The organism is Mesorhizobium sp. J18 (assembly GCF_007829525.1).
Taxonomy (GTDB): domain Bacteria; phylum Pseudomonadota; class Alphaproteobacteria; order Rhizobiales; family Rhizobiaceae; genus VLJP01.
The window spans coordinates 143,397-165,091 of record NZ_VLJP01000012.1 but is presented as its reverse complement, the minus strand read 5'-3'; the positions used below and the strand labels follow the sequence as shown (position 1 = coordinate 165,091).

Genomic DNA, 21,695 nt, shown 5'->3' with positions numbered 1-21,695 from the left:
ATCCCTGTTCAAAAGGGAACCCATCGTCTATGCCCCAATAGAACCAAGATCGCTTCCTAAAGATGCCGAAGCTATGACCGAAACCATCCCCGCGGACCGCTGTCGCCTTGTTCTGATCGCTCCATCTGCACCAGATGCTGCGGATGCGGAAGAACGCGTCTCAGCGGCACTTGCCGGCGGAGATGTGGCTTCGCTGATCCTGCCAGCTTACGATCTCGACGAAGCCAGCTTTCAGCGGCGGGCGGAACGGCTGACGCCGCTTGTTCAGGAGCGTGGCGTGGCCGTCGTGATCGCCGGGGAACCTCGGATTGCCAGCAGGGTCAAGGCGGACGGCATCCATGTCGAAGCTTCGAAAGCCGAGCTTGCCAATACCATACACAAATATCAGGACCGCATGATGGTCGGATGCGGCGGGGTCAAGACCCGCGACGATGCGCTTGAACTCGGAGAGACCCAACCCGACTATATGTTTTTCGGGCGTTTCGGCTACGACACCAAACCGGAGCCGCATCCCCGCAACCTCGGGCTTGGGGCATGGTGGTCGGAGATGATCGAGCTGCCTTGCATCGTTCTTGGCGGCGCCGATATCAGTTCCGTGGAGGCCGTGGCCGCAACGGGCGCCGAATTCGTTGCCTTGTCTTCGGCGGTATTCGCCGCAGGAGTGGACCCGGCGGAAGCCGTCCGTCGCGCGAATTCGATTCTCGACGCCAAGGCTCCGCGATTTGAAGGCTGAAAATGACGAAACGACTTGCTCCCGCAGCACTCGCTTTCGCCCTATTGTTGTTCGGCAATGCCCAGGCAACCGCATGGGCAGCGGACGAACCATCCGCAACGGCCGACGGCAAGGAAGCGCGCCCCGGCAGGGACAACGGTTCGTCACCATCGGCGGAGGAGATCAATCCCTCGCGCTTCGGCAAGGTGCCTGATGCAGCCTACGGCGCTTTCCAGCGCGGCTACTATCTTACCGCTCTCAACCTGGCAAAACCCCGCGCCGAGAATGGAGATGGCGCCGCGCAGACGCTAATCGCGGAGATTTATGCCCGCGGCCTGGGTGTTGCCCGAGATGAGAAGGAAGCCGCGAAATGGTATGCCAAGGCGGCTGAGCAAGGCATACCCGAAGCCCAGTTCCAGTATGCGCTCCTGCTCATCGACGGCCGCTATGTCGAGAAGGACGAGGAAAAAGCCTATGAACTGATGAAGGCAGCAGCCGACAGGGGCAATCACCTGGCAGAATTCAACTTCGCGCAGATGGTGATGAATCGCGAATTCGGGTTTGAAAGCACCAAGAAAGCCGTCGCCTATTACGAACGGGCCGCTGAAGCCGGCCTAGCGGATGCCCAATATGCCATGTCGCAAGTCTATGCCAACGGCATCGGTGGCAAACCGGCCGACGAGGCAGAGGCGCGTCGCTGGCTGGAACTCGCAGCCCGGCAGAACTTTGACACGGCACAGCTCGATCTGGGAACCTGGCTGGTGGAGGGCCGAGGCGGCAAGGCGGATCCGGAAGCCGGTTTCGGCTGGCTCAAGCAGGCCGCCGAAGGCGGTAATGTGGCGGCACAGAACCGTCTGGCCAAGCTCTATCGTTCCGGAGTCGGCACTGAGGCGGATCCGGTTGCGGCGGCTGCCTGGTATGTGCTGGCTCGTCGCGCAGGTCTTGTGGATCCTTTCATGGAGGACTTCCTGCAAGGACTGACCGAAGACCAGCGCAAGAAGGCGATCGAGGAAGCGAACGATCTCCGCTGAACGACACAAGCCGATGCTACCAGCCGTTTTCATGCATAAGCGCCTGCAACGGCTTGCTTCCCGGCCCTTTTTATGGTCTTGGAGGCGCCAATCCGGCCCGCAGGCAAGATAATTCCAGGACTTTGAAGGATGAAGATCAACGGTAACGAAATCCGGCCCGGCAATGTCATCGAGCATGACGGCAGCCTTTGGGTGGCGGTCAAGACCAATGCTGTGAAGCCGGGCAAGGGTGGCGCCTACAATCAGGTGGAACTCAAGAACCTGATCAACGGCACCAAGCTCAACGAACGCTTCCGTTCTGCCGAAACCGTCGAAAGGATCAGGCTCGAGCAGAAGGACTTCACTTATCTCTATGAGCAGGGTGAAGCGCTCGTCTTCATGGATTCGGAAAGCTATGAGCAGCTCGAATTGCAGAAGGATTTTGTCGGCGAGCGCGCGGCTTTCCTGCAGGACGGCATGACCGTTACGGTCGAGCTCTATGAGGACAAGCCTATCGGCATCTCCCTGCCGGATCAGGTCACGCTCGAAGTTGCGGAAGCCGATCCCGTGGTCAAGGGTCAGACCGCCGCATCCTCCTACAAGCCTGCGGTACTGGAAAACGGCATCCGCGTCATGGTGCCGCCCTTCATTTCGGCCGGCGAGCGCATCGTGGTCGATACGAACGAAATCACCTATATCCGCCGCGCCGACTGAGGCGTAGCATCACAATCTTGTTTGGAAGACCATTCCGATGGCGCGTTCCGCAATCATAAATGTCATGGTTCAGGCCGCCATGAAGGCAGGCCGTTCGCTGGCGCGCGATTTCGGTGAGGTGCAGAACCTGCAGGTCTCCCTCAAGGGGCCCGGCGACTATGTGAGCCAGGCCGACCGCAAGGCCGAGGAGATCATCTATACGGAACTGAAGCGCGCCCGACCGGGCTATTCCTTTCTCATGGAAGAACGCGGCGTGGTCGAAGGCGAGGACGCGCAGCATCGGTGGATTGTCGATCCGCTCGACGGCACGACCAATTTCCTGCACGGCATCCCCATCTTTGCCGTCTCGATCGGCCTTGAGCGGCAAGGGCAACTCGTAGCCGGCGTCATCTACAATCCGGCAATGGACGAGCTCTACACCGCCGAGCGCGGCGGCGGCGCATTTCTGAACGACCGGCGCCTGCGCGTGGCCGCGCGCAGCAGGCTATACGATTGCGTGATCGGTACGGGCATCCCGCATCTCGGGCGCGGTGATCACGGCCGCGCGCTGATCGATCTTCGCAACGTCATGGGCGAGACCGCGGGCATCCGTCGCATGGGCGCGGCCGCGCTCGATCTCGCTTATGTGGCGGCTGGGCGCATCGACGGCTTCTGGGAAGACGCGCTCTCGCCCTGGGACATGGCGGCGGGCCTGCTCATGATCCGCGAGGCCGGTGGATTCGCTACCGATCGGACCGGTGGGCAGAACATCTTCGATAGCGGTACCGTGGTGGCTGGCAATGAGGCGATCCACAAAGCCCTGCTCGCAGCCCTGAAAAAGCCGGCGACGGGCCGCTAAATTGGCTTGCTGCGCCGCCAGCGCAGGGCCGGCGGCGACGATATCTTTCAATTTTGTCGCATTTCCGTTTAGAGTCACGGGCAGTCTCTATGCAGCAACGGATTCGAGGAGCCTATGGCCTTGCTGAAAGCACTGGGTTCGGATCGCCTGTCCCCCGATGAGGATTACGATCCGCGCAGCCTTTCCAGTCCGCAGGTGTTCCTGTTTTCGATGCTGATTTTCCTGGCGATCGTCGGTTTCGTCGCGGCGATACTCTACCGCCAGATATCTTCGGCATTTCAAACCAATCCTGGTCTGAACGGGCTCATTCTGGGGGTGCTCGCAGTCGGAATTCTTCTTGCTTTCGCACAGGTCGTCAGGCTTTTCCGCGAAGTGCGCTGGGTCAATTCCTTCAGGGCGGGCACGGAAGCGGGAGACCCGGTTCTTCTGGCGCCCATGAAAGCCCTTCTCGGCCGGTCGTCCAGCATGGCGCTTTCGACAAGTTCGATGCGCTCCATACTCGATTCCATCGCCACCCGCCTGGATGAGAGCCGGGACATATCCCGCTATCTCATCGGCCTTCTCGTCTTTCTGGGCCTGCTTGGCACCTTCTGGGGCCTATTGCAGACAATCGGGTCGATTGGCGACACGATCCAGTCTCTCGATCCGGGTTCGGGTGATGCCAATGACATCCTTCAATCGCTCAAATCCGGCCTTTCGGCACCGCTGCAAGGCATGGGCACGGCTTTCTCCTCGTCGCTTTTCGGCCTGTCGGGATCACTGGTCCTCGGCTTCCTCGACCTCCAGGCGGGACGAGCCCAGAACAGATTTTACACCGAACTGGAAAACTGGCTGTCGACGGTGACCGATCTCGGATCGGACCTTGCTGATGGCGGAAAGGCGAATTCCTCCGAGGAGCTGAAAATACTTTCCGAGCGCCTGCGCAGCATGCAGGAAGCCGGCGGTTCGCCCAATCCGCGTGTCGCAGCCTCCATGGCTGCTCTGGCCGACGGCATCGCTGGTCTGGTCAAGAACATGCGCCATGAGCAGCAGATGATGCGCGACTGGGTCGAATCCCAGGCCGAGGACCAGAAAGCCCTCCGTGAAACGCTGGAGAAGATCGCCGCGGCACTGAGCAAAGAGGAAAGAAGCTGACATGGCGCTTGCCCGCGGTCGCCGTCGCGAACGGGGTGTCGACTATTGGCCCGGCTTTGTTGACGCGCTTTCGACGCTGCTTCTTGCCATCATGTTCATGCTGTCGGTCTTCGTGCTGGCGCAGTATTTCCTCAGCCAGGAGATCACCGGCAAGGATGCGGTTCTCAACAGGCTCAATGACCAGATCAACGAACTGACGCAATTGCTCGCGCTGGAGCGATCCAACTCGCAGGATGCGGAGGATATCATCGCCAGTCTGCGCGCCTCTCTCTCCGATGCGGAAGCCGAGAATTCCCGTCTGGAGCAGCTTCTGACCAGCGGCGCAGGCGAAAGCCAGGCGGCTGAGGAACGCGTCGGAGAGTTGACCGATGAACTTGCCAGCGAGCGTCAGATAAGCCAGCGGGCGCTCTCCCAGGTGGAATTGCTCAACCAGCAGATTTCCGCCCTGCGCAAGCAGATCGCGGCTCTTGAAGCCGCGCTTGACGCTTCCGAGCAGCGCGACAGGGAATCCAATGCCAAGATTGCCGATCTCGGCCGCCGCCTGAATGTGGCACTGGCCCAGCGCGTCCAGGAGCTGAACCGCTATCGGTCCGACTTCTTCGGGCGCTTGCGCGAAATCCTTTCGGATCGCGAGAATATCCGTATCGTCGGTGACCGTTTCGTCTTCCAGGCGGAAGTCCTGTTTCCTTCCGGAGCCTCCGAGATCAACGATGCCGGCAAGGCCGAGATGAAAAAACTCGCCGACGCGGTGATCGACCTGCAGAAGGAGATCCCGCCCGAGATCAACTGGGTGCTGCGTGTCGACGGCCACACGGATAACATTCCCCTTTCCGGCACCGGCCGTTATCGCGATAACTGGGAATTGTCCTCGGCCCGCGCTACCGCGGTGGTCAAGTTCCTGATCGAGAACGGCGTTCCTGCGAACAGGCTCGTCGCCGCCGGCTTCGGCGAATATCAGCCGCTCGATGAAGCCGATACCATGGAAGCGCGCTCCAGGAACCGCCGCATCGAACTCAAGCTGACCGAGCGTTAGGCCAGCCACAAAACGGCGTTGCAAGCCGCTGCCCATCGCTTCTACCATGCCGCCGCAAAGGGAGGAGCGGATGGCAGAGGAGGCAGATGCGGTCATCATCGGCGGCGGACTGGCAGGGCTGGTCGCAGCGGCCGAATTGGCCGATGCGGGCAAGCGTGTAATCATCCTCGAGCAGGAAGGAGAGAATTCCCTCGGAGGCCAGGCCTTCTGGTCGCTCGGCGGGCTGTTCTTCGTCGACAGCCCGGAACAGCGCCGTATACGCATCCGGGACAGCCGCGACCTCGCCCTGCAGGACTGGATGGGCTCCGCCGGCTTCGATCGCGACGAGGACTACTGGCCGCGCAAGGTTGCAGAGGCCTTCATCGATTTCGCCGCCGGCGAGATGCGATCGTGGCTCTACGGTATGGGCATGCGCTGGTTCCCCGTCGTCGGCTGGGCCGAGCGCGGCGGCTCGCTGGCGCATGGTCACGGCAATTCCGTTCCCCGTTTCCACATCACCTGGGGAAGCGGCCCGGGCGTCACCGAGCCGTTCGAGCGACGTATACGCGAACATGTGGCCGGTGGTCTGATTGCGCTGAAATTCCGCCACCGCGCCAGCCGCCTGATCAGGTCGAAGGGCGCGGTCACCGGCGTCGCGGGCGAGGTGCTGAAACCCTCGTCGGTGGAACGCGGCCAGCAGTCGAGCCGCGAGATCGTGGGAGATTTCGAGTTCAGGGCCGGCGCGGTAATCGTTGCTTCCGGCGGCATCGGCGGCAATTTCGAGCTCGTGCGCAAGAACTGGCCGAGGGATCGCCTTGGTCCACCGCCGAAGAACATGGTCGCCGGCGTTCCCCACCATGTCGATGGCCGCATGCTGGAGATTGCCCGCAAGGCGGGCGGCGCCATCATCAATGCTGACCGCATGTGGCACTATACCGAGGGCGTAAAGAACTGGGCGCCGATCTGGCCCGACCACGGCATACGCATCCTGCCTGGTCCGTCCTCCATGTGGTTCGACGCGCTCGGCAACCGCCTGCCGCCGCCCTGCCTGCCCGGCTTCGATACGATGACGACGCTGAAGCAGATCCTTTCCACCGGCCATGACTATTCCTGGTTTATCCTGACCCAGAAGATCATCAGGAAGGAATTCGCGCTTTCCGGTTCCGAGCAGAATCCGGACTTCGCTTCCAAAAGCTGGCGCGCCGTGCTGAAAAGCCGCCGTGGCGAGGGTGCGCCCCCGCCCGTCGAAGCCTTCAAGCAGAAGGGCGAGGATTTCATCGTCCGCGACACGCTCGGCGCGCTTGTCCAGGCGATGAACGACCTCACTCGAAGCACGCTGCTCGACCGCGCGCATATCGAGGCGCAGATTGCCGCCCGCGATCGCGAAATCGACAATCCTTTTTCCAAGGACGCGCAAGTGATGGCGATCCGCGGCGCCCGCAACTATCTGGGCGACCGGCTGGTCCGCACCGCCAGGCCACACAGGATACTCGATCCGGCCAATGGCCCGCTGATTGCGGTGCGGCTGCATGTGCTCACCCGCAAGACGCTCGGCGGCCTGCATACCAATCTGGACGCTCAGGTTCTTGATAAGGATGGTGAGCCGATACCTGGCCTCTATGCGGCAGGCGAAGTCGCCGGTTTCGGAGGCGGCGGCTATCACGGCTACAACGCGCTGGAAGGAACCTTCCTCGGCGGCTGCATCTTCTCAGGCCGCAATGCCGGCAGGCATGCGGCGGGACAATAGACTGGATTTTCATACCAGATGGTATTACTTTTTGGTATGAAAGGAATCTTCCATGGCTATGCATGAACGCAAGCAGCGCGCTACATTCTCCATCGACAGTGCGGTCAAGGAAGAACTCGAAGCACGGATTCCGTCGAGCAAACGATCCGGTTTCGTGGAGCGAGCCATCGCCGAAGCCCTCAGGAAAGAGGCTATTGAGAGTCTGCGGAAGACGCTCGACAGCATGGAGGGCTATTCCAGCGATGGCGAAGATAGCGTCGAAATGCTTCGCAGATTGCGGAGCGAACGCGACACATATCTGGCCGCGCGGCATGGATCCAGGCATTGATGCTCGTGCTCGATGCTTCGATTCTGGTCAAACTCTTTCGAGATGAACCGGACAGCCCGCTGGCCAAGGCAGCCGTCATTCATTGTGCGGAACGCAGGATCGCACATCTTGCACCCGGATTAGCGCTCTACGAAGTCCTCTCCGTGGCTCTTCATTATGGCGTCCCGTTCGATATCCCAGTCAGGCTGATAGCTGCCCTCAAGAAAACCGGCTTCCGTTTCATCGAGCCCAATGCCGAGGATCTGAATAAAGCGGAGGCCATCGCGACGACCAAAACATCCGCGCATGGATTTCCAGCACTGGCGGATTCGATCTACCACGCGATGGCAATCGTGCGGAATGGTACCTTTCTAACCGCGGACAAAAGGCACTTTGACAGAACCAGGACATTTGGCGGCGTCCAGTTGCTTGCCGAGTGGCGGCCGGATTGACTACTCCGCCGCACCCCTGAACGCGTCTGCGCCTGTCTCGAACTGGAGACGCGCCAGCCGGGCATAGACCCCGTCCCTGCGCACAAGTACGGCATGCGTACCTTCCTCCACGATCCGTCCATCCTCCATGACGAGGATGCGATCGGCCCTGAGGACGGTCGCCAGGCGATGTGCGATGACTATGGTGGTCCGCTGGCGCATCAGTTGCTCCAGCGCCGTCTGCACAAGGGTTTCGCTTTCCGAATCAAGAGCTGAAGTAGCCTCGTCGAGGAGCAGGATCGGCGCGTCGCGCAATATGGCACGGGCAATAGCGATCCGCTGACGCTGGCCACCTGAAAGGGTGATGCCGCGCTCACCGACGAGTGTATCGTATCCCTGATCGAGCATGCGGATAAACTCATCGGCATGCGCCGCCTTCGCGGCCGCCTCGATCTCCTCACGCGAGACGTCCGGGCGGCCGAGGCCGATATTGTCGGCCACACTCGCCGCAAAGATCGTCACGTCCTGGGGCACGATCGCCATGCGCGAACGCAATTCGATCAGATTGGCCTGACGCAGGTCGACGCCATCAACCAGTATCTCGCCGCTTGCAGGGTCATAATAACGAAGGAGAAGGGAGAAGACGGTTGTCTTGCCTGCTCCCGAGGGGCCAACGATGGCGACTGTTTCCCCCTTCCTGACTGAAAAAGTAAGCCCCTTCAGCGCCGACTTTTCAGGTCTTGTCGGATAGGCAAAATGCACGTCGCGAAACTCGATCATTCCGCTCGCCGGCACCGGCAGCGCCTCGGGGGCCGCCGGCGAGGCGATCGTCGGCTCCTCTGCGAGCAGTTCCGTCATGCGTTCGGCCGCGCCCGCAGCCTGCGAAAGCTCGCCCCAGACTTCGGAAAGTGCACCAAGCGCTCCGGCCGCAAGCACCGAATAGAGGAGAAACTGGCCGAGCGTGCCGGGAGACATCGTCCCCGCCAGCACGTCCTGGGAGCCCACCCAAAGTACTCCGACCACGGAGGCAGAAGTGGCAAAAATGGCAAAGAAGGTCAGGATGGAGCGCGCGAAGATCGAAGAGCGCGCGGCCTGGAAGGCAGATTCGATGGCGTTGGCAAAACGATCGATCACGCGCGCCTCGCTTGTGAAGGCCTGAAGCGTGCGCATCGCGCCGATCTGCTCGCTCGCATAGGCCGAGGCATCCGCGAGCGTATCCTGAGCAAGCCGCGACTTGCGGCGCACGGACCGGCCGAAGGCGACGAGCAGGAAGACGATGGCGGGAATGGCGACGACCACCAGCAGCGACAGCCGCGGACTGGTGATGATCATCATCACCACCGCGCCCGTACCCATGATGATGTTGCGCAGCGCTGTGGAGGCGGTCGCCCCGACAGCCGATTTGATCTGTGTCGCATCGGCTGTCAGCCGAGAGACGATCTCGCCCGACTGGGAGCGGTCGAAGAAATCCGGCGAAAGCCGCGTCACATGCGAAAAGACATCGCGCCGCAGATCCGTCACGACGCGCTCGCCTAAAGTGACGACGAAGTAGTAACGGCAGGCGGATGCGGTCGCCAGCACACCGGCGATGACCACCAGCATGGAGAAATAATTGGAGATGAAAGTGGAATCGGAGCTGGAGAAGCCGTGATCGATCATGCGGCGCACGGCGATGGGCAATGTTAGCGTTGTCACGGCCGCCAGGGTAAGAAAGAATACAGCGCCTGCGACGAGGCCGCGATAACGGCGGATATAGGGAAAGAGCCGCGCGAGCGGGCCGAGCGATCGCCTTTTCTTGTCGCTTGCGGCGACGGCCGGTTCCGCCATGGTCGGTCCTTCTGCGCCTGTCCGAGAATAAGTCCGGTCGGCGGCCTTGTGCTGGCCGGTCGGCTGATGTATAGGCACGCCGAAGTTTCGGAAGCCGTAGCCTTCATTGGCCGCGGCTTCAAGTTTTCAGTGTGGGCGACTTTGCCGCAGGCTGCGCATCGCCCCCGAAACGCAGGACAGAGACCCATGAAAGCCGATATCCATCCCGATTACCACACTATCAAGGTCGTCATGACCGACGGAACCGAATTCGAGACGCGCTCGACCTGGGGCAAGGAAGGCGACACGCTCCAGCTCGATATCGATCCGACCACCCATCCGGCATGGACGGGAGGCCAGCAGACGCTGGTCGATCGCGGCGGCCGCGTTTCCAAGTTCAAGAAGCGTTACGAAGGTCTTGGCATCTGAAACTGCCCTGGATCAATCCCGAAACCCGCCCTCGAGGCGGGTTTTTTCGTTTTGGCCGTGGCTGCTGCATAATGTTCCAACGGGCAGGCCCTGCCGCCCCCGCCTGCTCGATCCTGGCGCTCGATACAGACTTCTAGCGATCGCTATGACCCAGATCGCGTTCAGGGTCGATGATGTCCCGGACACGCTGTTTCAGCACCTTGGCCTCCGGGAAACCGTCGTCCCGCTTGCGCTCCCAGATGAGTTCACCATTGCAGGTGATCTCGAAAATCCCGCCGGTGCCAGGGATAAGCGCCACTTCCCCAAGCTCGGGTCCGAAGGTGGAGAGCAGTTCCTGCGCCATCCAGGCCGCGCGCAACAGCCACTGGCATTGCGTGCAATAAGTGATGGTGATCCGGTGCGTCGAGCTCATGCGGCGCTGAGCCGTGCCATGGTCTCGTCGTCCACCTCAAAATTCGCATAAACGTTCTGCACGTCGTCGTCGTCTTCGAGAGTGGCGATTAGCCTGAGGATGGACTGCGCGCGTTCCTCGTCCACGGGCGTGCCGGTCTGCGGGCGCCACACAGTCTTGACGGATTCGGCCTCGCCCAGCGTTCCTTCCAGGGCGGACGTGACCTCGCCTATGTCTTCGAAAGCGCAGGTGATGACATGGCCGTTCTCGTCTGATTGGACGTCCTCAGCGCCGGCCTCGATGGCGGCCTCCATCACCTTTTCCGCATCGCCGGCACTCGTGGGATAGACGACCTCGCCAACACGATCGAACATGAAGGAGACAGACCCGGTTTCGCCGAGCGAACCGCCCGCCTTGGTGAAGGCGGCACGGACATTGGAAGCCGTACGGTTGCGGTTGTCGGTCAATGCCTCGACGATGATGGCGACACCGCCCGGGCCGTATCCCTCGTAGCGCACCTCTTCATAATTCTCCGCGTCGCCGCCCGAGGCCTTCTTTATGGCGCGTTCAATATTATCCTTCGGCATGGATTGCGCCTTGGCGTTCTGAACGGCGAGGCGCAGGCGCGGATTCATGTCGGGATCAGGCAGGCCGGCTTTGGCCGCGACGGTGATCTCGCGCGCCAGCTTGGAAAACATCTTCGACTTGGCCGCGTCCTGACGGCCCTTGCGGTGCATGATGTTCTTGAACTGGGAATGACCTGCCATGGGGCTCCTGCTCGGAAAATTTCGATCTGTTTCGGAATGGCGCGCTTATAGTGAAAATGCCCCCGCGCGTCCAGAAGGGCATCGGGCACATGCTCGCGAAAACGTGAACGGTGCGGTTTTGCTTTGAGCGTCACGAGGCGGACTTGTCGACTAGGATGCGGTTAGGGACACAAGGGGACTGCCCATGCACGCATTCCGCCTTTTTGCTTTCGTAACCGCTTTTTTCACAGTACCAGCCACCCTGGCTCAGGAAGAGCCTATTCCCAGCAATTGTCTTGCCATGGCCCAGACGCTGCCGGACGCTATTTTCGTCGGCCATCAACCGGTCGCTGCCGGTTCCGGCGAAGTGACGATCAGCTATGCCGGCCATTCGACCTATGTCATCGAGACGCCCGAAGGCGTGCGCATCGCCACGGATTTCAGCGGCTACTATGGTGCCGAGCCGCCGCCGCGCGTCGTCACGATGAACAAGGCGCATTCCACCCACTTCACGGAAACGCCTGATCCGCGGATCGAGCATATCTTGCGGGGCTGGAACCCGGAAGGCGGGCCGGCAAAACATGCTCTCGTCATCGACGACGTCTATATTCGCAACGTCCCGACAGACATCCGCCGCTGGGGCGAGATGGAGAAGGATGGCAATTCGATCTTCATTTTCGAAGTGGCGGGGTTGTGCATAGGCCATCTTGGCCATCTGCATCATCGATTGGAAAACGAGCATTACGCGGCAATCGGACGTCTCGACATCGTCATGGTTCCCATCGATGGTGGGCTGACAATGTCATTGTCGGGCATGACGGAGATCACGCAGCGTCTGCATTCCTCGATCGTGCTGCCCATGCATCGCCATGCCACACCGCTGGGCGAATTCACTGCGATGATGGGCGAAGGCTTCAACGTCGATTTCCGGGACGGGCGCTCGTTCACGGTCTCCATGGCAAGCCTGCCGCGACGGCCCACCATCCTGATCCTGGACGGGGTGTAAGGCTCTCCCACGCTCCGCGCCGGAGCGCATGCAAAGCATCACCCCGAGACGCCAGAACGCGTTCGAAACAATGCCTTCGCTGCAAACAGAGGAGGCAGCGCGTCAGTGCGTGCCGCCGCCTTCCTTGTCTAGCCTGCGCTTGCGGCGCGCCAGCATGTTGAGGGCCTCGACCAGCGCCGAGAAGCCCATGGCGGCGTAGATGTAGCCTTTCGGCACATGGAAGCCGAAGCCGTCCGCTATCAGCGTCATGCCGATCATCAGAAGGAAACCGAGTGCCAGCATCACGATCGTCGGATTGTTGGCGATGAAGCGCGACAATGGCTCGGCCGCCAGAAGCATGACGGTGACGGCCGCGATGACTGCAATGAACATGATGGCAATCTCGTCCGTCATGCCAACGGCCGTAATGATGGAGTCGATCGAGAAGACGAGATCGAGAAGCAGGATCTGGAAAATGGCCGCGCCCATTGAGAGCGTGACCGTGCCGACCATGTTCTCCTTGCCGTCGGCCGGATCGACGGAATGATGAATTTCCTTCGTCGCCTTCCAGACAAGGAAGAGGCCGCCGGCAATCAGTATGAGATCGCGCCATGAGAAACCGTGTCCGAAAAGTTCGAAAAGCGGCGTCGTCAACTGAACGATAAAGGAAATGGTTGCCAGGAGCGCCAGCCGCAGGATCAGTGCGGCGCTGATGCCCAGCCGCCGCGCCATCTTCTGCTGCTCCTGGGGCAGCTTGTTTGTGAGGATTGAAATGAAGATCAGATTGTCGATGCCGAGGACGATCTCCATGACGACCAGCGTCACGAGGGCGATCCATGCCTCGGGATTGGAGACGAAATCGAAATGGGAGAGAAACCAGTCCATGGCGGGGCCCGTGGAAAAAATTGCGGGTCAGCGAAGTATTCGCCGTCAGGTAGGAACGCGGGCAGCGCCCGTCAATGTCCCTGCCAGAACGACGGTATAGTTTCTTCCAGCCTCGGTCCAAGCCGAAGCGGGGCAATCTTCTCCGCAAGGCCGGTGCGATCGGATATATCGACGCCGACCCCGCAGATTGTCGCCAAGCCTGCGGCCGCCTCGAAACGGCCTTTCGGTACTTTGGAGAGAAAGCGGTTCAATGGTTCCTCCTTGTCCATGCCCAGCGACGAATCGTAGTCGCCGCACATGCCAGCATCCGAGATATAGGCCGTTCCGCCATTGAGGATCTGGTGGTCGGCCGTTGGCTGGTGAGTATGCGTTCCGACCACGAAACTGGCGCGGCCGTCGACGAAATGTGCGAAGCACATCTTCTCAGATGTCGCCTCGGCATGAAAATCGATGACGATGGCGTCGGCCTGCTCGCCAAGCCGGCAAGCCGCCAGTTCCTCCTCGACGCGCTGGAACGGATCGTCGAGTTCGGGATGCATAAAGACGCGTCCCATGATGTTGGAGACGAGCACGCGCGCGCCGTTGCGAGCCATGAAGACGCCGGAGCCGCGGCCTGGCGTGCCCTTGGGGAAATTCGCCGGGCGCAGGAAACGATCCTGGCGCGGCGCGAATTCCAGAGCTTCGCGTTGGTCCCAGACATGATTTCCGGTCGTCACCACGTCTGCCCCGGCATTCAGGGTCTCGCGGAAAATTTCCTCGGTGATGCCGAAGCCACCAGCCGCGTTCTCACCATTGACGACGACGAAGTCCAGCTTGAAATCGGAGATCAGGCCGGGAAGTCTCTGCCAAACCGCCGTTCGGCCCGAACGGCCTACCATATCGCCGAGAAAAAGTAGCCTCATTGGATCATCTACAGGGATGGTGCAAGGCGACGCAAGCCGCTTTCGGTAAGCATTTCGGGAATGATGATATCATGTCCCTCGTCAGGAACGCGCTCCACTTCCTGGCAATCGAAGGCGACGCCGACGAGCCGCGGCGCATGACCTTTCCGCCTCAGCCTCTCGATGGCCCGATCATAGTAGCCTCCGCCATAGCCGATGCGGTGCCCCCTGCCGTCAAACGCGGCAAGCGGTATAAGCATAAGGGAAGGATTCAGGATCTCGGCGCCTTCCGCCGGTCCCTTGGTTCCGAAACTCATCTCGACCATCTCCGCCCCCCGCACGAGTTCGCGGAAGACGATCGTCGTCTTGTCGATGATGGCGGGCAGGCACAGCCGGGCGCCACGGTCGCGCAGCGCGGCCATGAGCGGACGGATGTCCACCTCCGACCGCATCGGCCAGAAACCGGAGACGATCTGTCCCGGCTCAATCTCGAAGCTGTCAGCCGCTTCGGCAATCCCGAGGGAGGCTTCCACCCGCCACACCGGATCGAGAGCATCACGCCGCGAAAGCGCCTCGGCCCGCAATTGCCTCTTGAGTGCTCTGCTCATCCTGTCTCGAAGATCAATTCGCCGCGCGGCAGGGAAGCCGATGTTTGCCGGCCCGTCAAGGAAGCCGCCCAGCGCAGCGAAGAAGTGCGGAGCGATCCGCGGCAACCGATGGAGAGGTGATCCCGGGCGCCTACAAAGTAGGTGGGCGCCGTATGAAAGAACCCACGGGTCCAATCAGGGACAGCTCCCTTGGGATCAATAAGGCCCCGGGGAAAGTTTCTCCTGTCGTGAAGCGCAGACCGCCGGGGCGGAATATAGGAGCCCTGCAAGCATTCCGCCAGAGATTTAATCAGGCGGCTAATAGGTATCGCCTAAGGCCTTTCAACCTGCGGGCGGTAAAAAATCCGAGAGCGGCGACTCAACAAATTGTGCTTTGCACATAAGCCTTCAAAGGCACACCTAACCCTCGTCGAAGAACGGCATTGGAGCCGTCACGACAAGAAGGGACGCCCTTGGTTTGCTGGCGGATGCCGGGTTCCGAGGGTCCGTATTTCTAGAAGGACGAATATCATGAAAAGCTTTCTCATCGCCTCTGTCGCCGTTTTGGGACTGACCGGTATTGCTGCCGCCCAGGAGGCTCCCGTTTATGTCGGCAACTATGATGCTGCCGTCGAGCAGAGCCTCAACAACGACAATGCCCCAAGGGCCGATGGTGTCGATCTGGTGACGACCCATACGGTTCGTTCGGACCGCGGCATCGGCGCCGGTTCGTCGGTTCAGTCGAACCCGGTCCATAGCGAAAATTATGGCCGCTGAGACATAGTGGATACCGGAGCGACGATCTCAAGGTCGCCGCTCCCTAACGCCCGCGCCTCCATCCCCGGCGCGGGCGTTCTGTTTTCGGCATCAGCCGGACAGGTTTCCCTCTCTCCGGAGAAGCTCCACACCACACTTGCGCGCCGCTCCCTTGCTCCTTAGGGTCTCCGCGGATTCATTTTTCAAGGGTCAGCGGATGCGTTTTGAAGGAACGGCGGATTATGTCGCCGACAAGGATCTCATGGTCGCCGTTAACGCGGCCATCGCTCTTGAACGGCCATTGCTCGTCAAAGGCGAGCCGGGAACCGGCAAGACCGAGCTGGCGCGGCAGGTGGCCGCGGCACTCGGTCTCGAACTGATCGAGTGGCATGTCAAATCAACGACGCGGGCCCAACAGGGCCTGTATGAATATGACGCAGTATCGCGTCTTCGCGACAGCCAACTCGGAGACGAACGCTTCAACGACATCCGCAACTACATAAAGCGCGGCAAATTGTGGGAAGCCTTCGCAGCCGAAAAGCGCGTTGTGCTTCTCATCGATGAGATCGACAAGGCCGATATCGAATTTCCGAACGACCTCCTGCAGGAACTCGATCGCATGGAGTTCTTCGTCTACGAAACGGGGGAGACCGTCCGGGCGAAGCTTCGCCCGATCGTCATCATCACCTCGAACAACGAGAAGGAGTTGCCCGATGCCTTCCTGCGCCGCTGCTTCTTTCACTATATCCGGTTCCCGGACGCGGAAACGCTGGCCAGGATCGTCGAGGTGCACTATCCGGGCATCAAGCAGAATCTCGTGCGCGCGGCACTGACCCAATTCTACGAAATACGCGAAGTGCCGGGCCTCAAGAAGAAGCCTTCCACCTCCGAAGCGCTCGATTGGATCAGGCTGCTCGTTGCCGAGGACGTCGAGCCGGAAGACCTGCGCGCCGATCCGAAAAATGCCTTGCCGAAGCTGCACGGTGCCCTGCTCAAGAATGAACAGGACGTCCATCTCTTCGAGAGGCTGGCGTTCATGGCGCGGCGGCAGGGGTGAGTGCCGGCCTGGCCATAGGCCAGCCGATATCCGGCTTCTGGACCGTTGGCAAAACCATGCCCCTCGGCAAGGATGCTGCACTTTCGCAGCAGCCTGAAGGAAAGCTTGCCGATGACCGCCGTTACTGTCCGTCCTGTCGAACGATCCGATCATGCCGAATGGCGCCGCCTGTGGACTGCCTATCTGGAGTTCTACGAGACGTCCGTATCCGAAGTCGTCTACGAAACGACGTGGCGGCGGCTGTTCACTGAGGGCGAATTCGAGCCGAACGGCATGCTGGCGATCGTCGAAGGAAGCCCCGTGGGACTGGTCCACTACCTCATGCACCGCACCTGCTGGTCGGAGAAGAACAATTGCTACCTTCAGGATCTTTTCGCTGACCCGCAAATGCGCGGCAAGGGCGTTGGCCGAGCCCTCATCGAGGCGGTCTACGCGGAGGCGGACAGACTGGGTGCGGGCGCTGTCTACTGGACGACCCAGGAATTCAATCACACGGCGCGTCGGTTATATGACCGCGTGGCAAGAAAGACGCCGTTCATAAAATATCAGAGATAGGTTCCGAGCATCGCTCGGTTTATGCCGCCTCGCCTGCTTCGGCAGCAAATGCGATGGCTTGCTCCCGTTGCGCCGGTTCGAAGACGCGTATCTCCACCTGCGGCAGTACTTTGTCGAATATCTGTGCCGCGCTCTTGATGAAGCCTTCGGTGGCGATCAGCGACAATCGGGGAAACCTGTGCCACTTGCCGAGATATTTCAGCTCCGCCCGGAGATCCTCGGCCATCCCGTCCAGGGTCATGCCGTCGAGCTTGGTAACGTCGCTCACCAACCCGATCCTGTCATGACGCGCCAGTTTCTCGTCGATTTTCCGCACCACTGCCTGGATGTCGATCTTTGTCAGCTTGCCTTCCGCGCGGAAGGAAAGCACATGGTCGGTTGCAGCTTCGAATTCGATCATGGCCGCATCTCCTGTCCAAATGGCAACCCCCGGCCTATACGCCAGCCTATACAGGGAACGCAAAAGGCGCATGATGGTTCGCATCCATATGGCGTCGGCCCTTCCCGTCGCTCGGTGAAATCGCTAAGAAGCTCATATGTTCATTCCCTTCTTCCTGGAGTTGAAAGCCGCAAAAATCCCGGTTTCCCTGCGGGAATACCTGACTCTGCTCGAAGGGATGGAAGCCGATCTCGTTACCTATGACGTCGAGGGCTTCTACTACCTTGCCCGCTCTGTGCTGGTTAAGGATGAGCGCCACATAGACCGCTTCGATCAGCTCTTTTCTCACGTCTTCAACGGCGTGGAAGCGGTTTCAGGCGAAGCCGCCTTGGATGTTGCGAATCTGCCCGAGGAATGGCTGCGCCGGCTCGCGGAGAAGCATCTGACGGAGGAGGAGAAGAAGCTCGTCGAGGCACTGGGCGGTTTCGAGAAGCTGATGGAAACGCTGAAGAAGCGCCTTCAGGAGCAGAAAGGACGCCATCAGGGCGGCTCGAAATGGATTGGCACCGCCGGCACCTCGCCCTTCGGCGCCTATGGCTACAATCCCGAAGGCGTGCGCATCGGCCAGCACGAGAGCCGTCACCGCCGCGCGGTCAAGGTGTGGGACAAGCGGGAGTTCCGAAATTTCGACGACTCCGTCGAACTCGGCACGCGCAACATCAAGGTCGCCCTGAAACGGCTGCGGCGCTGGGTTCGCGAGGGCGCCGAGGAGGAATTCGACCTGCCGGGCACCATCAAGGCTACCGCCGAGCATGGTTACCTCGACGTGCAGACCCGGCCGGAGCGGCGCAACGCGGTCAAGCTGCTGATGTTCTTCGATGTGGGCGGTTCGATGGACGATCACGTCAGGATTGTGGAGGAGCTGTTCTCGGCTGCCCATGCCGAATTCCGGCACCTTGAATATTTCTATTTCCACAACTGCCTCTACGAGGGCGTATGGAAGGACAATCGGCGGCGCCATTCGGAAGTGATTCCGACCTGGGACGTCCTTCACAAATACGGGCATGACTACAAGGTGATCTTCGTCGGCGACGCCTCGATGAGCCCTTACGAGATTGCCTATCCCGGCGGTTCGGTGGAGCATTGGAACCAGGAGGCCGGTGCTGTCTGGCTGCAGCGCGTGCTCGCGCAATGGCCGAACGCGATCTGGCTCAACCCTGTCAGGGAGCAGCACTGGAGCTATACGCATTCCATCAAGATAATCCGGGAGCTCTTCGCAGGGAGAATGTACCCGCTGACGCTGGCCGGCATCGAGGAGGCCACGCGCGAACTTTCCCACCGGCATTAGAGCGAGATAACCTCAGATGGGATCATTCTGCCGATGTTTCGGCGCGGCCGAATACCATCTCCAGGAATTCGCCCAGCCACTTCTTCAGATGCATGTCCCAGACAAGGCGGCCGCCCAAGTGATCGCGGCCCTGCTGCGCGCCCGGAAGCACGAAGCGATGCGCGCCGCGAACGACCCAGCGCTGCATCATCGCCCTGGTCAGTTCGGCATGAAACTGAATGCCCCAGGCATTGCGACCATAGCGGAAAGCCTGGTTGGGATAAGTATCGGCAGTGGCAAGCAGGACTGCATCCTTCGGCAGGGAGAAGCCCTCGCGATGGAACTGATAGACCATTTCGGGCCAGTGCATCATCTGCCGCCCTTCCTCGGTCGCCTTGAGCGGATACCAGCCGATCTCGACCAGGCCGTCGTCATGGCTCTTCACCTGCCCGCCGAGATGATTGACCAGCATCTGGGCACCCAGACAAATGCCCAGGAACGGCTTGTCCTCCATGAGCGGGACTGACAGCCATTCGGTCTCCCGGCGCACGAATTCGTCATGGTCGTTGGCGCTCATCGGACCGCCGAACACGATCGCGCCACGATGCTCGGCAAGCGTGTCGGGCAGCGGATCTCCAAGCGGCGGACGCCTGATATCCAGGCTGAAGCCCTCGGCCTCCAGCATTTGCCCGACGCGACCTGGGCTGGACAGTTCCTGATGCAGGACGACCAGGATCTTCGGTTGCGTACCCCTCTTCTGCATGCTCAGGACTGCTCGCTCGCCTTCTTCTGGACCTGCTGGCGCAGCGCGATCCGCTCCCGGCTGTCGATACCGATCAGTTCCGCGACCCGCCAGACGAGATTGTCCTCCAGTTCATGAAGGTCGCCATCCGCAAGCACCACTTCCCACATGATGCGAATGAACTCGGCACGGGCATCCTCGTCCAGATGCCGTTTTATGACGCTGGTGAAGGCATAGAGATCGACGGCTTCCCGATCTGCCATCTCTCCCGCCCGCATCAGCGCATCAAGTTCACCGCCCTTGAGACCGTAGGCATTGGTAAGCGCCGTCTTGAGGCGCTTCCTCTCTTCCTCATTCCGGATTCCGTCGGCGTCCATCACATGGAAGAGAAGCGCGACAGCGGCCACGCGCGGATCATCATCGGCCGAAAGGCGCCTGTTTGCTCCATTGCCGGGAAGATTCTTGAGGAACGAAAGAAGACGGTCGAACATCCGCATCCTTGACGATGACTGGTCTGCCGCAGAGCGCAGCGGACAAGGGGCTCTCTAGGTCAGGACCTAGAGTCTTACGCGGCATCTTCGATCAGAACAACCGGAACCGGCGCTCGGTTTCCTCCGGCTTTTCTTCCTCATCCACGCCGGGATCGTCCGGAGGCCGGGGCGGTTCGGGAGCGGCTTCCCGCCGGTCGGCAGGTTTCGGCGCCGGCTCGGACATTGCCGGCTCGGCATCTGCTGCGCCATCCATGCCGGAACTTGCGTCTGTCTCGCTCTCCGAGGGAGCCGCCGGGCCTTTGTCCGCGCCATTGCTTGCCTTTGTCATGGGGGGCTTTTGCGTCGTGGCTTGCGGCTTCCCTGACGTGGCCTCTTCCACTTCGACGATATCCGGCTTGTTTTCTTCCCGGATCGCGGGCAGCGCGACGGTTTTCCCTGGAGCCGTCGCGAAATCTTCGTCCGCCTCCACCACCTGCCCAAGCCGTTCCATGGGCACGCGCCATTCGAAAGCGTCGAGACGCCCCGTCACCGGCGAGCATGGAGCCCATTTGTCCGAAACATGCCCGTCGGCGACCCAGGCGGGGTCCTGCGGAGCGCGGACCGCCTTTGCGAGCCATTGCCGTACGCGACCCTGATCGCCGGTCTCGGCCTCCTCGATATCGGCGAGCAGCAGATACGCGCCCTCCCGCGGCGAGATGCGGATTGCAGCCTCCGCCGCCACCCGGGCCAGCTGATATTCGCCCGCATCGAGAGCGGCACGCGCCACCGCCAGTTCCGATTCGGCATTGTTCGGCCTCAGGCTTTGCAGCTTTCTTGCGCGCGCCAAACGATCCAGGGCGGCATCGCCGGAGCGGGCATGAACGTAAAGATCGGCAACCTCCGGATGCGGCTCCTTTTTCCACACTGTCTCCAGAATCTTCGACCCTTTGCGCAACTCGTCCTGCCGGAAGAGCAGCTTTGCCGCGATGAGCGCGGCGGGAATGAACTCCGGTTGCAGTCTGTTTGCTTCCAGTGCAGCGACCCGTGCCGCCGCCGGATCGGTATCGGCATCCGCCATGGCCTTTGCGGTGAGCAGCACGGCGCGCTTCCTCGCCGCGGCTGCGCGATCGGCCTGCCCCGATGCCTTCTGCGCGCCGACCAGCTTCAGCGCGCCATCCCAGTCACCCTGTTCGGTTCTCGCTTCCATGGTCGCATTGACGGCCCAGCCGAGTTGCGGCGCGATCTCGGCGGCGCGGTCCGCGTAATGATGCGCTGCGCTGCGGTCGCCGAGACGTTCCGCCTCGATATAGAGACCTCGCAGGCCCAGAAGTCGCATCTCCGGATCATCGAGCATGGCCTCGAACCGCTTGCGCGCCGTATCGTGATCGCCCTCCAGAAGCGCGGCCTGCGCATCGAGCAGATGGAGCAGCGGCTCCCTGTCGGAATCGATCAGCTTCGATGCCTGGCGCCCCATGCGTCGGGCGAGCCCCCCATCACCTGCTCCCGCCGCGATCATGCCCGTGGAAAGTGCCTGATAACCGCGATCGCGACGCCGTACCCGGAAATACCGCGCCACGGCATAGGGGCTGTTCCAGAGCGAGCGCACCAGCCACCACAGGATCATGACGGTCGCGACGATCGCCGCAACGGCGACAGCGGCGACCATCAATGACACCTCGTAACGGTAGCCGCCGAAGGTCAGCACAAGATCGCCAGGCCTCTCCGCCAGCCAGGCGAAGCCGAGGCCGAGAAGAAAAACGATGATCAGATAGAACAGGATACGGAACATCGACA

At 61.0% G+C, this 21,695-nt stretch carries 25 protein-coding genes and 1 other RNA gene; 15 read left to right on the top strand and 11 right to left on the bottom strand.

Translation table 11 applies throughout. The features are described 5' to 3' along the window. The first annotated feature begins 73 nt into the window (after positions 1-73). From L598_RS06760 to L598_RS06720, 9 genes are all read left to right on the top strand, one after another. Positions 74-733, top strand: a complete 660-nt coding sequence (locus tag L598_RS06760; RefSeq protein ID WP_144861207.1) for a thiamine phosphate synthase — start codon at positions 74-76, stop codon at positions 731-733. 2 nt (positions 734-735) lie between these two features. Next, positions 736-1,743: a tetratricopeptide repeat protein gene (locus L598_RS06755; protein ID WP_144861206.1), complete on the top strand. Its 1,008-nt coding sequence runs from the start codon at positions 736-738 to the stop codon at positions 1,741-1,743. 129 nt (positions 1,744-1,872) lie between these two features. Beyond that, positions 1,873-2,436: an elongation factor P gene (gene efp / locus L598_RS06750; RefSeq protein ID WP_144861205.1), complete on the top strand. Its 564-nt coding sequence runs from the start codon at positions 1,873-1,875 to the stop codon at positions 2,434-2,436. A 37-nt stretch (positions 2,437-2,473) separates the two neighbouring features. After that, positions 2,474-3,274, top strand: a complete 801-nt coding sequence (locus tag L598_RS06745; protein ID WP_144861204.1) for an inositol monophosphatase family protein — start codon at positions 2,474-2,476, stop codon at positions 3,272-3,274. A gap of 114 nt (positions 3,275-3,388) precedes the next feature. Beyond that, complete coding sequence (locus L598_RS06740) at positions 3,389-4,408, top strand: MotA/TolQ/ExbB proton channel family protein (protein ID WP_144861203.1); 1,020 nt, start codon at positions 3,389-3,391, stop codon at positions 4,406-4,408. 1 nt (position 4,409) lies between these two features. Next, complete coding sequence (locus tag L598_RS06735) at positions 4,410-5,441, top strand: peptidoglycan -binding protein (protein ID WP_144861202.1); 1,032 nt, start codon at positions 4,410-4,412, stop codon at positions 5,439-5,441. A gap of 70 nt (positions 5,442-5,511) precedes the next feature. Further along, positions 5,512-7,167, top strand: a complete 1,656-nt coding sequence (locus tag L598_RS06730) for an FAD-binding dehydrogenase (protein WP_144861201.1) — start codon at positions 5,512-5,514, stop codon at positions 7,165-7,167. Between the two features lie 52 nt (positions 7,168-7,219). Further along, complete coding sequence (locus tag L598_RS06725; RefSeq protein WP_144861200.1) at positions 7,220-7,495, top strand: hypothetical protein; 276 nt, start codon at positions 7,220-7,222, stop codon at positions 7,493-7,495. Beyond that, positions 7,495-7,926 carry a type II toxin-antitoxin system VapC family toxin gene (locus L598_RS06720; protein WP_144861199.1) on the top strand — a complete coding sequence of 144 codons (432 nt, stop codon included), beginning with the start codon at positions 7,495-7,497 and terminating at the stop codon, positions 7,924-7,926. Before L598_RS06725 ends, L598_RS06720 begins: the two co-directional genes overlap by 1 nt. Here L598_RS06720 and L598_RS06715 read toward each other — a convergent pair whose 3' ends face one another. Further along, complete coding sequence (locus tag L598_RS06715; RefSeq protein WP_144861198.1) at positions 7,927-9,732, bottom strand: ABC transporter transmembrane domain-containing protein; 1,806 nt, start codon at positions 9,730-9,732, stop codon at positions 7,927-7,929. It lies immediately after the preceding gene. 186 nt (positions 9,733-9,918) lie between these two features. Between L598_RS06715 and rpmE the strand changes: the two genes are divergently transcribed. After that, positions 9,919-10,140, top strand: a complete 222-nt coding sequence (gene rpmE, locus L598_RS06710; RefSeq protein WP_144861197.1) for a 50S ribosomal protein L31 — start codon at positions 9,919-9,921, stop codon at positions 10,138-10,140. Positions 10,141-10,273: 133 nt separating this feature from the next. Here the strand turns inward: rpmE and L598_RS06705 are convergent, their stop codons facing one another. Together L598_RS06705 and L598_RS06700 are read right to left on the bottom strand one after the other, a co-directional pair. Beyond that, positions 10,274-10,552 (bottom strand): SelT/SelW/SelH family protein, encoded by a 279-nt coding sequence (locus L598_RS06705; protein WP_144861196.1) that lies wholly within the window; start codon positions 10,550-10,552, stop codon positions 10,274-10,276. Then, positions 10,549-11,298, bottom strand: a complete 750-nt coding sequence (locus tag L598_RS06700) for a YebC/PmpR family DNA-binding transcriptional regulator (protein ID WP_144861195.1) — start codon at positions 11,296-11,298, stop codon at positions 10,549-10,551. Before L598_RS06700 ends, L598_RS06705 begins: the two co-directional genes overlap by 4 nt. Positions 11,299-11,482: 184 nt before the next feature. Here L598_RS06700 and L598_RS06695 point away from each other — a divergent pair, with 184 nt between their 5' ends. Continuing rightward, entirely contained in the window at positions 11,483-12,283 is an 801-nt protein-coding gene (locus L598_RS06695) for an MBL fold metallo-hydrolase (protein WP_144861194.1), read from the top strand. A gap of 102 nt (positions 12,284-12,385) precedes the next feature. Here L598_RS06695 and L598_RS06690 read toward each other — a convergent pair whose 3' ends face one another. From L598_RS06690 to ssrS, 4 genes are all read right to left on the bottom strand, one after another. Further along, positions 12,386-13,147, bottom strand: a complete 762-nt coding sequence (locus tag L598_RS06690; protein ID WP_144861193.1) for a TerC family protein — start codon at positions 13,145-13,147, stop codon at positions 12,386-12,388. A gap of 71 nt (positions 13,148-13,218) precedes the next feature. Then, positions 13,219-14,049: a TIGR00282 family metallophosphoesterase gene (locus L598_RS06685; RefSeq protein ID WP_144861192.1), complete on the bottom strand. Its 831-nt coding sequence runs from the start codon at positions 14,047-14,049 to the stop codon at positions 13,219-13,221. A gap of 8 nt (positions 14,050-14,057) precedes the next feature. Further along, complete coding sequence (locus tag L598_RS06680) at positions 14,058-14,636, bottom strand: 5-formyltetrahydrofolate cyclo-ligase (RefSeq protein WP_144861191.1); 579 nt, start codon at positions 14,634-14,636, stop codon at positions 14,058-14,060. Positions 14,637-14,725: 89 nt separating this feature from the next. After that, a non-coding RNA gene (gene ssrS / locus L598_RS06675) (6S RNA) lies at positions 14,726-14,880 on the bottom strand. 266 nt (positions 14,881-15,146) lie between these two features. On the opposite strand from ssrS, the gene L598_RS06670 reads away from it, so the two are divergent. The 3 genes from L598_RS06670 (at position 15,147) to L598_RS06660 (ending at position 16,983) form a co-directional block, all read left to right on the top strand. Then, positions 15,147-15,392 carry a hypothetical protein gene (locus L598_RS06670; protein WP_144861190.1) on the top strand — a complete coding sequence of 82 codons (246 nt, stop codon included), beginning with the start codon at positions 15,147-15,149 and terminating at the stop codon, positions 15,390-15,392. Positions 15,393-15,588: 196 nt separating this feature from the next. After that, positions 15,589-16,428: a MoxR family ATPase gene (locus L598_RS06665; protein WP_144861189.1), complete on the top strand. Its 840-nt coding sequence runs from the start codon at positions 15,589-15,591 to the stop codon at positions 16,426-16,428. A gap of 111 nt (positions 16,429-16,539) precedes the next feature. Beyond that, on the top strand, positions 16,540-16,983 hold the full coding sequence (locus tag L598_RS06660; RefSeq protein WP_144861188.1) for a GNAT family N-acetyltransferase: 444 nt from the start codon (positions 16,540-16,542) through the stop codon (positions 16,981-16,983). 19 nt (positions 16,984-17,002) lie between these two features. Here L598_RS06660 and L598_RS06655 read toward each other — a convergent pair whose 3' ends face one another. Then, positions 17,003-17,383: an STAS/SEC14 domain-containing protein gene (locus tag L598_RS06655; RefSeq protein ID WP_186444945.1), complete on the bottom strand. Its 381-nt coding sequence runs from the start codon at positions 17,381-17,383 to the stop codon at positions 17,003-17,005. A gap of 136 nt (positions 17,384-17,519) precedes the next feature. Between L598_RS06655 and L598_RS06650 the strand changes: the two genes are divergently transcribed. Then, positions 17,520-18,710: a VWA domain-containing protein gene (locus L598_RS06650; protein ID WP_144861186.1), complete on the top strand. Its 1,191-nt coding sequence runs from the start codon at positions 17,520-17,522 to the stop codon at positions 18,708-18,710. Positions 18,711-18,732: 22 nt separating this feature from the next. Here L598_RS06650 and L598_RS06645 read toward each other — a convergent pair whose 3' ends face one another. The 3 genes from L598_RS06645 to L598_RS06635 form a co-directional block, all read right to left on the bottom strand. After that, positions 18,733-19,452: a glutamine amidotransferase gene (locus L598_RS06645; RefSeq protein WP_144861185.1), complete on the bottom strand. Its 720-nt coding sequence runs from the start codon at positions 19,450-19,452 to the stop codon at positions 18,733-18,735. A 2-nt stretch (positions 19,453-19,454) separates the two neighbouring features. Then, positions 19,455-19,922 (bottom strand): TerB family tellurite resistance protein, encoded by a 468-nt coding sequence (locus L598_RS06640; RefSeq protein WP_144861184.1) that lies wholly within the window; start codon positions 19,920-19,922, stop codon positions 19,455-19,457. A 91-nt stretch (positions 19,923-20,013) separates the two neighbouring features. Continuing rightward, positions 20,014-21,690: a heme biosynthesis protein HemY gene (locus tag L598_RS06635; protein ID WP_144861183.1), complete on the bottom strand. Its 1,677-nt coding sequence runs from the start codon at positions 21,688-21,690 to the stop codon at positions 20,014-20,016. Between the last annotated feature and the right edge of the window lie 5 nt (positions 21,691-21,695).

Coding starts and splice junctions, on each gene's coding strand:
- L598_RS06760 (WP_144861207.1), top strand. CDS start 74: ATGACCGAAACCATCCCCGCGGACCGCTGTCGCCTTGTTCTGATCGCT.
- L598_RS06755 (WP_144861206.1), top strand. CDS start 736: ATGACGAAACGACTTGCTCCCGCAGCACTCGCTTTCGCCCTATTGTTG.
- efp (WP_144861205.1), top strand. CDS start 1,873: ATGAAGATCAACGGTAACGAAATCCGGCCCGGCAATGTCATCGAGCAT.
- L598_RS06745 (WP_144861204.1), top strand. CDS start 2,474: ATGGCGCGTTCCGCAATCATAAATGTCATGGTTCAGGCCGCCATGAAG.
- L598_RS06740 (WP_144861203.1), top strand. CDS start 3,389: ATGGCCTTGCTGAAAGCACTGGGTTCGGATCGCCTGTCCCCCGATGAG.
- L598_RS06735 (WP_144861202.1), top strand. CDS start 4,410: ATGGCGCTTGCCCGCGGTCGCCGTCGCGAACGGGGTGTCGACTATTGG.
- L598_RS06730 (WP_144861201.1), top strand. CDS start 5,512: ATGGCAGAGGAGGCAGATGCGGTCATCATCGGCGGCGGACTGGCAGGG.
- L598_RS06725 (WP_144861200.1), top strand. CDS start 7,220: ATGGCTATGCATGAACGCAAGCAGCGCGCTACATTCTCCATCGACAGT.
- L598_RS06720 (WP_144861199.1), top strand. CDS start 7,495: ATGCTCGTGCTCGATGCTTCGATTCTGGTCAAACTCTTTCGAGATGAA.
- L598_RS06715 (WP_144861198.1), bottom strand. CDS start 9,732: ATGGCGGAACCGGCCGTCGCCGCAAGCGACAAGAAAAGGCGATCGCTC.
- rpmE (WP_144861197.1), top strand. CDS start 9,919: ATGAAAGCCGATATCCATCCCGATTACCACACTATCAAGGTCGTCATG.
- L598_RS06705 (WP_144861196.1), bottom strand. CDS start 10,552: ATGAGCTCGACGCACCGGATCACCATCACTTATTGCACGCAATGCCAG.
- L598_RS06700 (WP_144861195.1), bottom strand. CDS start 11,298: ATGGCAGGTCATTCCCAGTTCAAGAACATCATGCACCGCAAGGGCCGT.
- L598_RS06695 (WP_144861194.1), top strand. CDS start 11,483: ATGCACGCATTCCGCCTTTTTGCTTTCGTAACCGCTTTTTTCACAGTA.
- L598_RS06690 (WP_144861193.1), bottom strand. CDS start 13,147: ATGGACTGGTTTCTCTCCCATTTCGATTTCGTCTCCAATCCCGAGGCA.
- L598_RS06685 (WP_144861192.1), bottom strand. CDS start 14,049: ATGAGGCTACTTTTTCTCGGCGATATGGTAGGCCGTTCGGGCCGAACG.
- L598_RS06680 (WP_144861191.1), bottom strand. CDS start 14,636: ATGAGCAGAGCACTCAAGAGGCAATTGCGGGCCGAGGCGCTTTCGCGG.
- L598_RS06670 (WP_144861190.1), top strand. CDS start 15,147: ATGAAAAGCTTTCTCATCGCCTCTGTCGCCGTTTTGGGACTGACCGGT.
- L598_RS06665 (WP_144861189.1), top strand. CDS start 15,589: ATGCGTTTTGAAGGAACGGCGGATTATGTCGCCGACAAGGATCTCATG.
- L598_RS06660 (WP_144861188.1), top strand. CDS start 16,540: ATGACCGCCGTTACTGTCCGTCCTGTCGAACGATCCGATCATGCCGAA.
- L598_RS06655 (WP_186444945.1), bottom strand. CDS start 17,383: ATGATCGAATTCGAAGCTGCAACCGACCATGTGCTTTCCTTCCGCGCG.
- L598_RS06650 (WP_144861186.1), top strand. CDS start 17,520: ATGTTCATTCCCTTCTTCCTGGAGTTGAAAGCCGCAAAAATCCCGGTT.
- L598_RS06645 (WP_144861185.1), bottom strand. CDS start 19,452: ATGCAGAAGAGGGGTACGCAACCGAAGATCCTGGTCGTCCTGCATCAG.
- L598_RS06640 (WP_144861184.1), bottom strand. CDS start 19,922: ATGTTCGACCGTCTTCTTTCGTTCCTCAAGAATCTTCCCGGCAATGGA.
- L598_RS06635 (WP_144861183.1), bottom strand. CDS start 21,690: ATGTTCCGTATCCTGTTCTATCTGATCATCGTTTTTCTTCTCGGCCTC.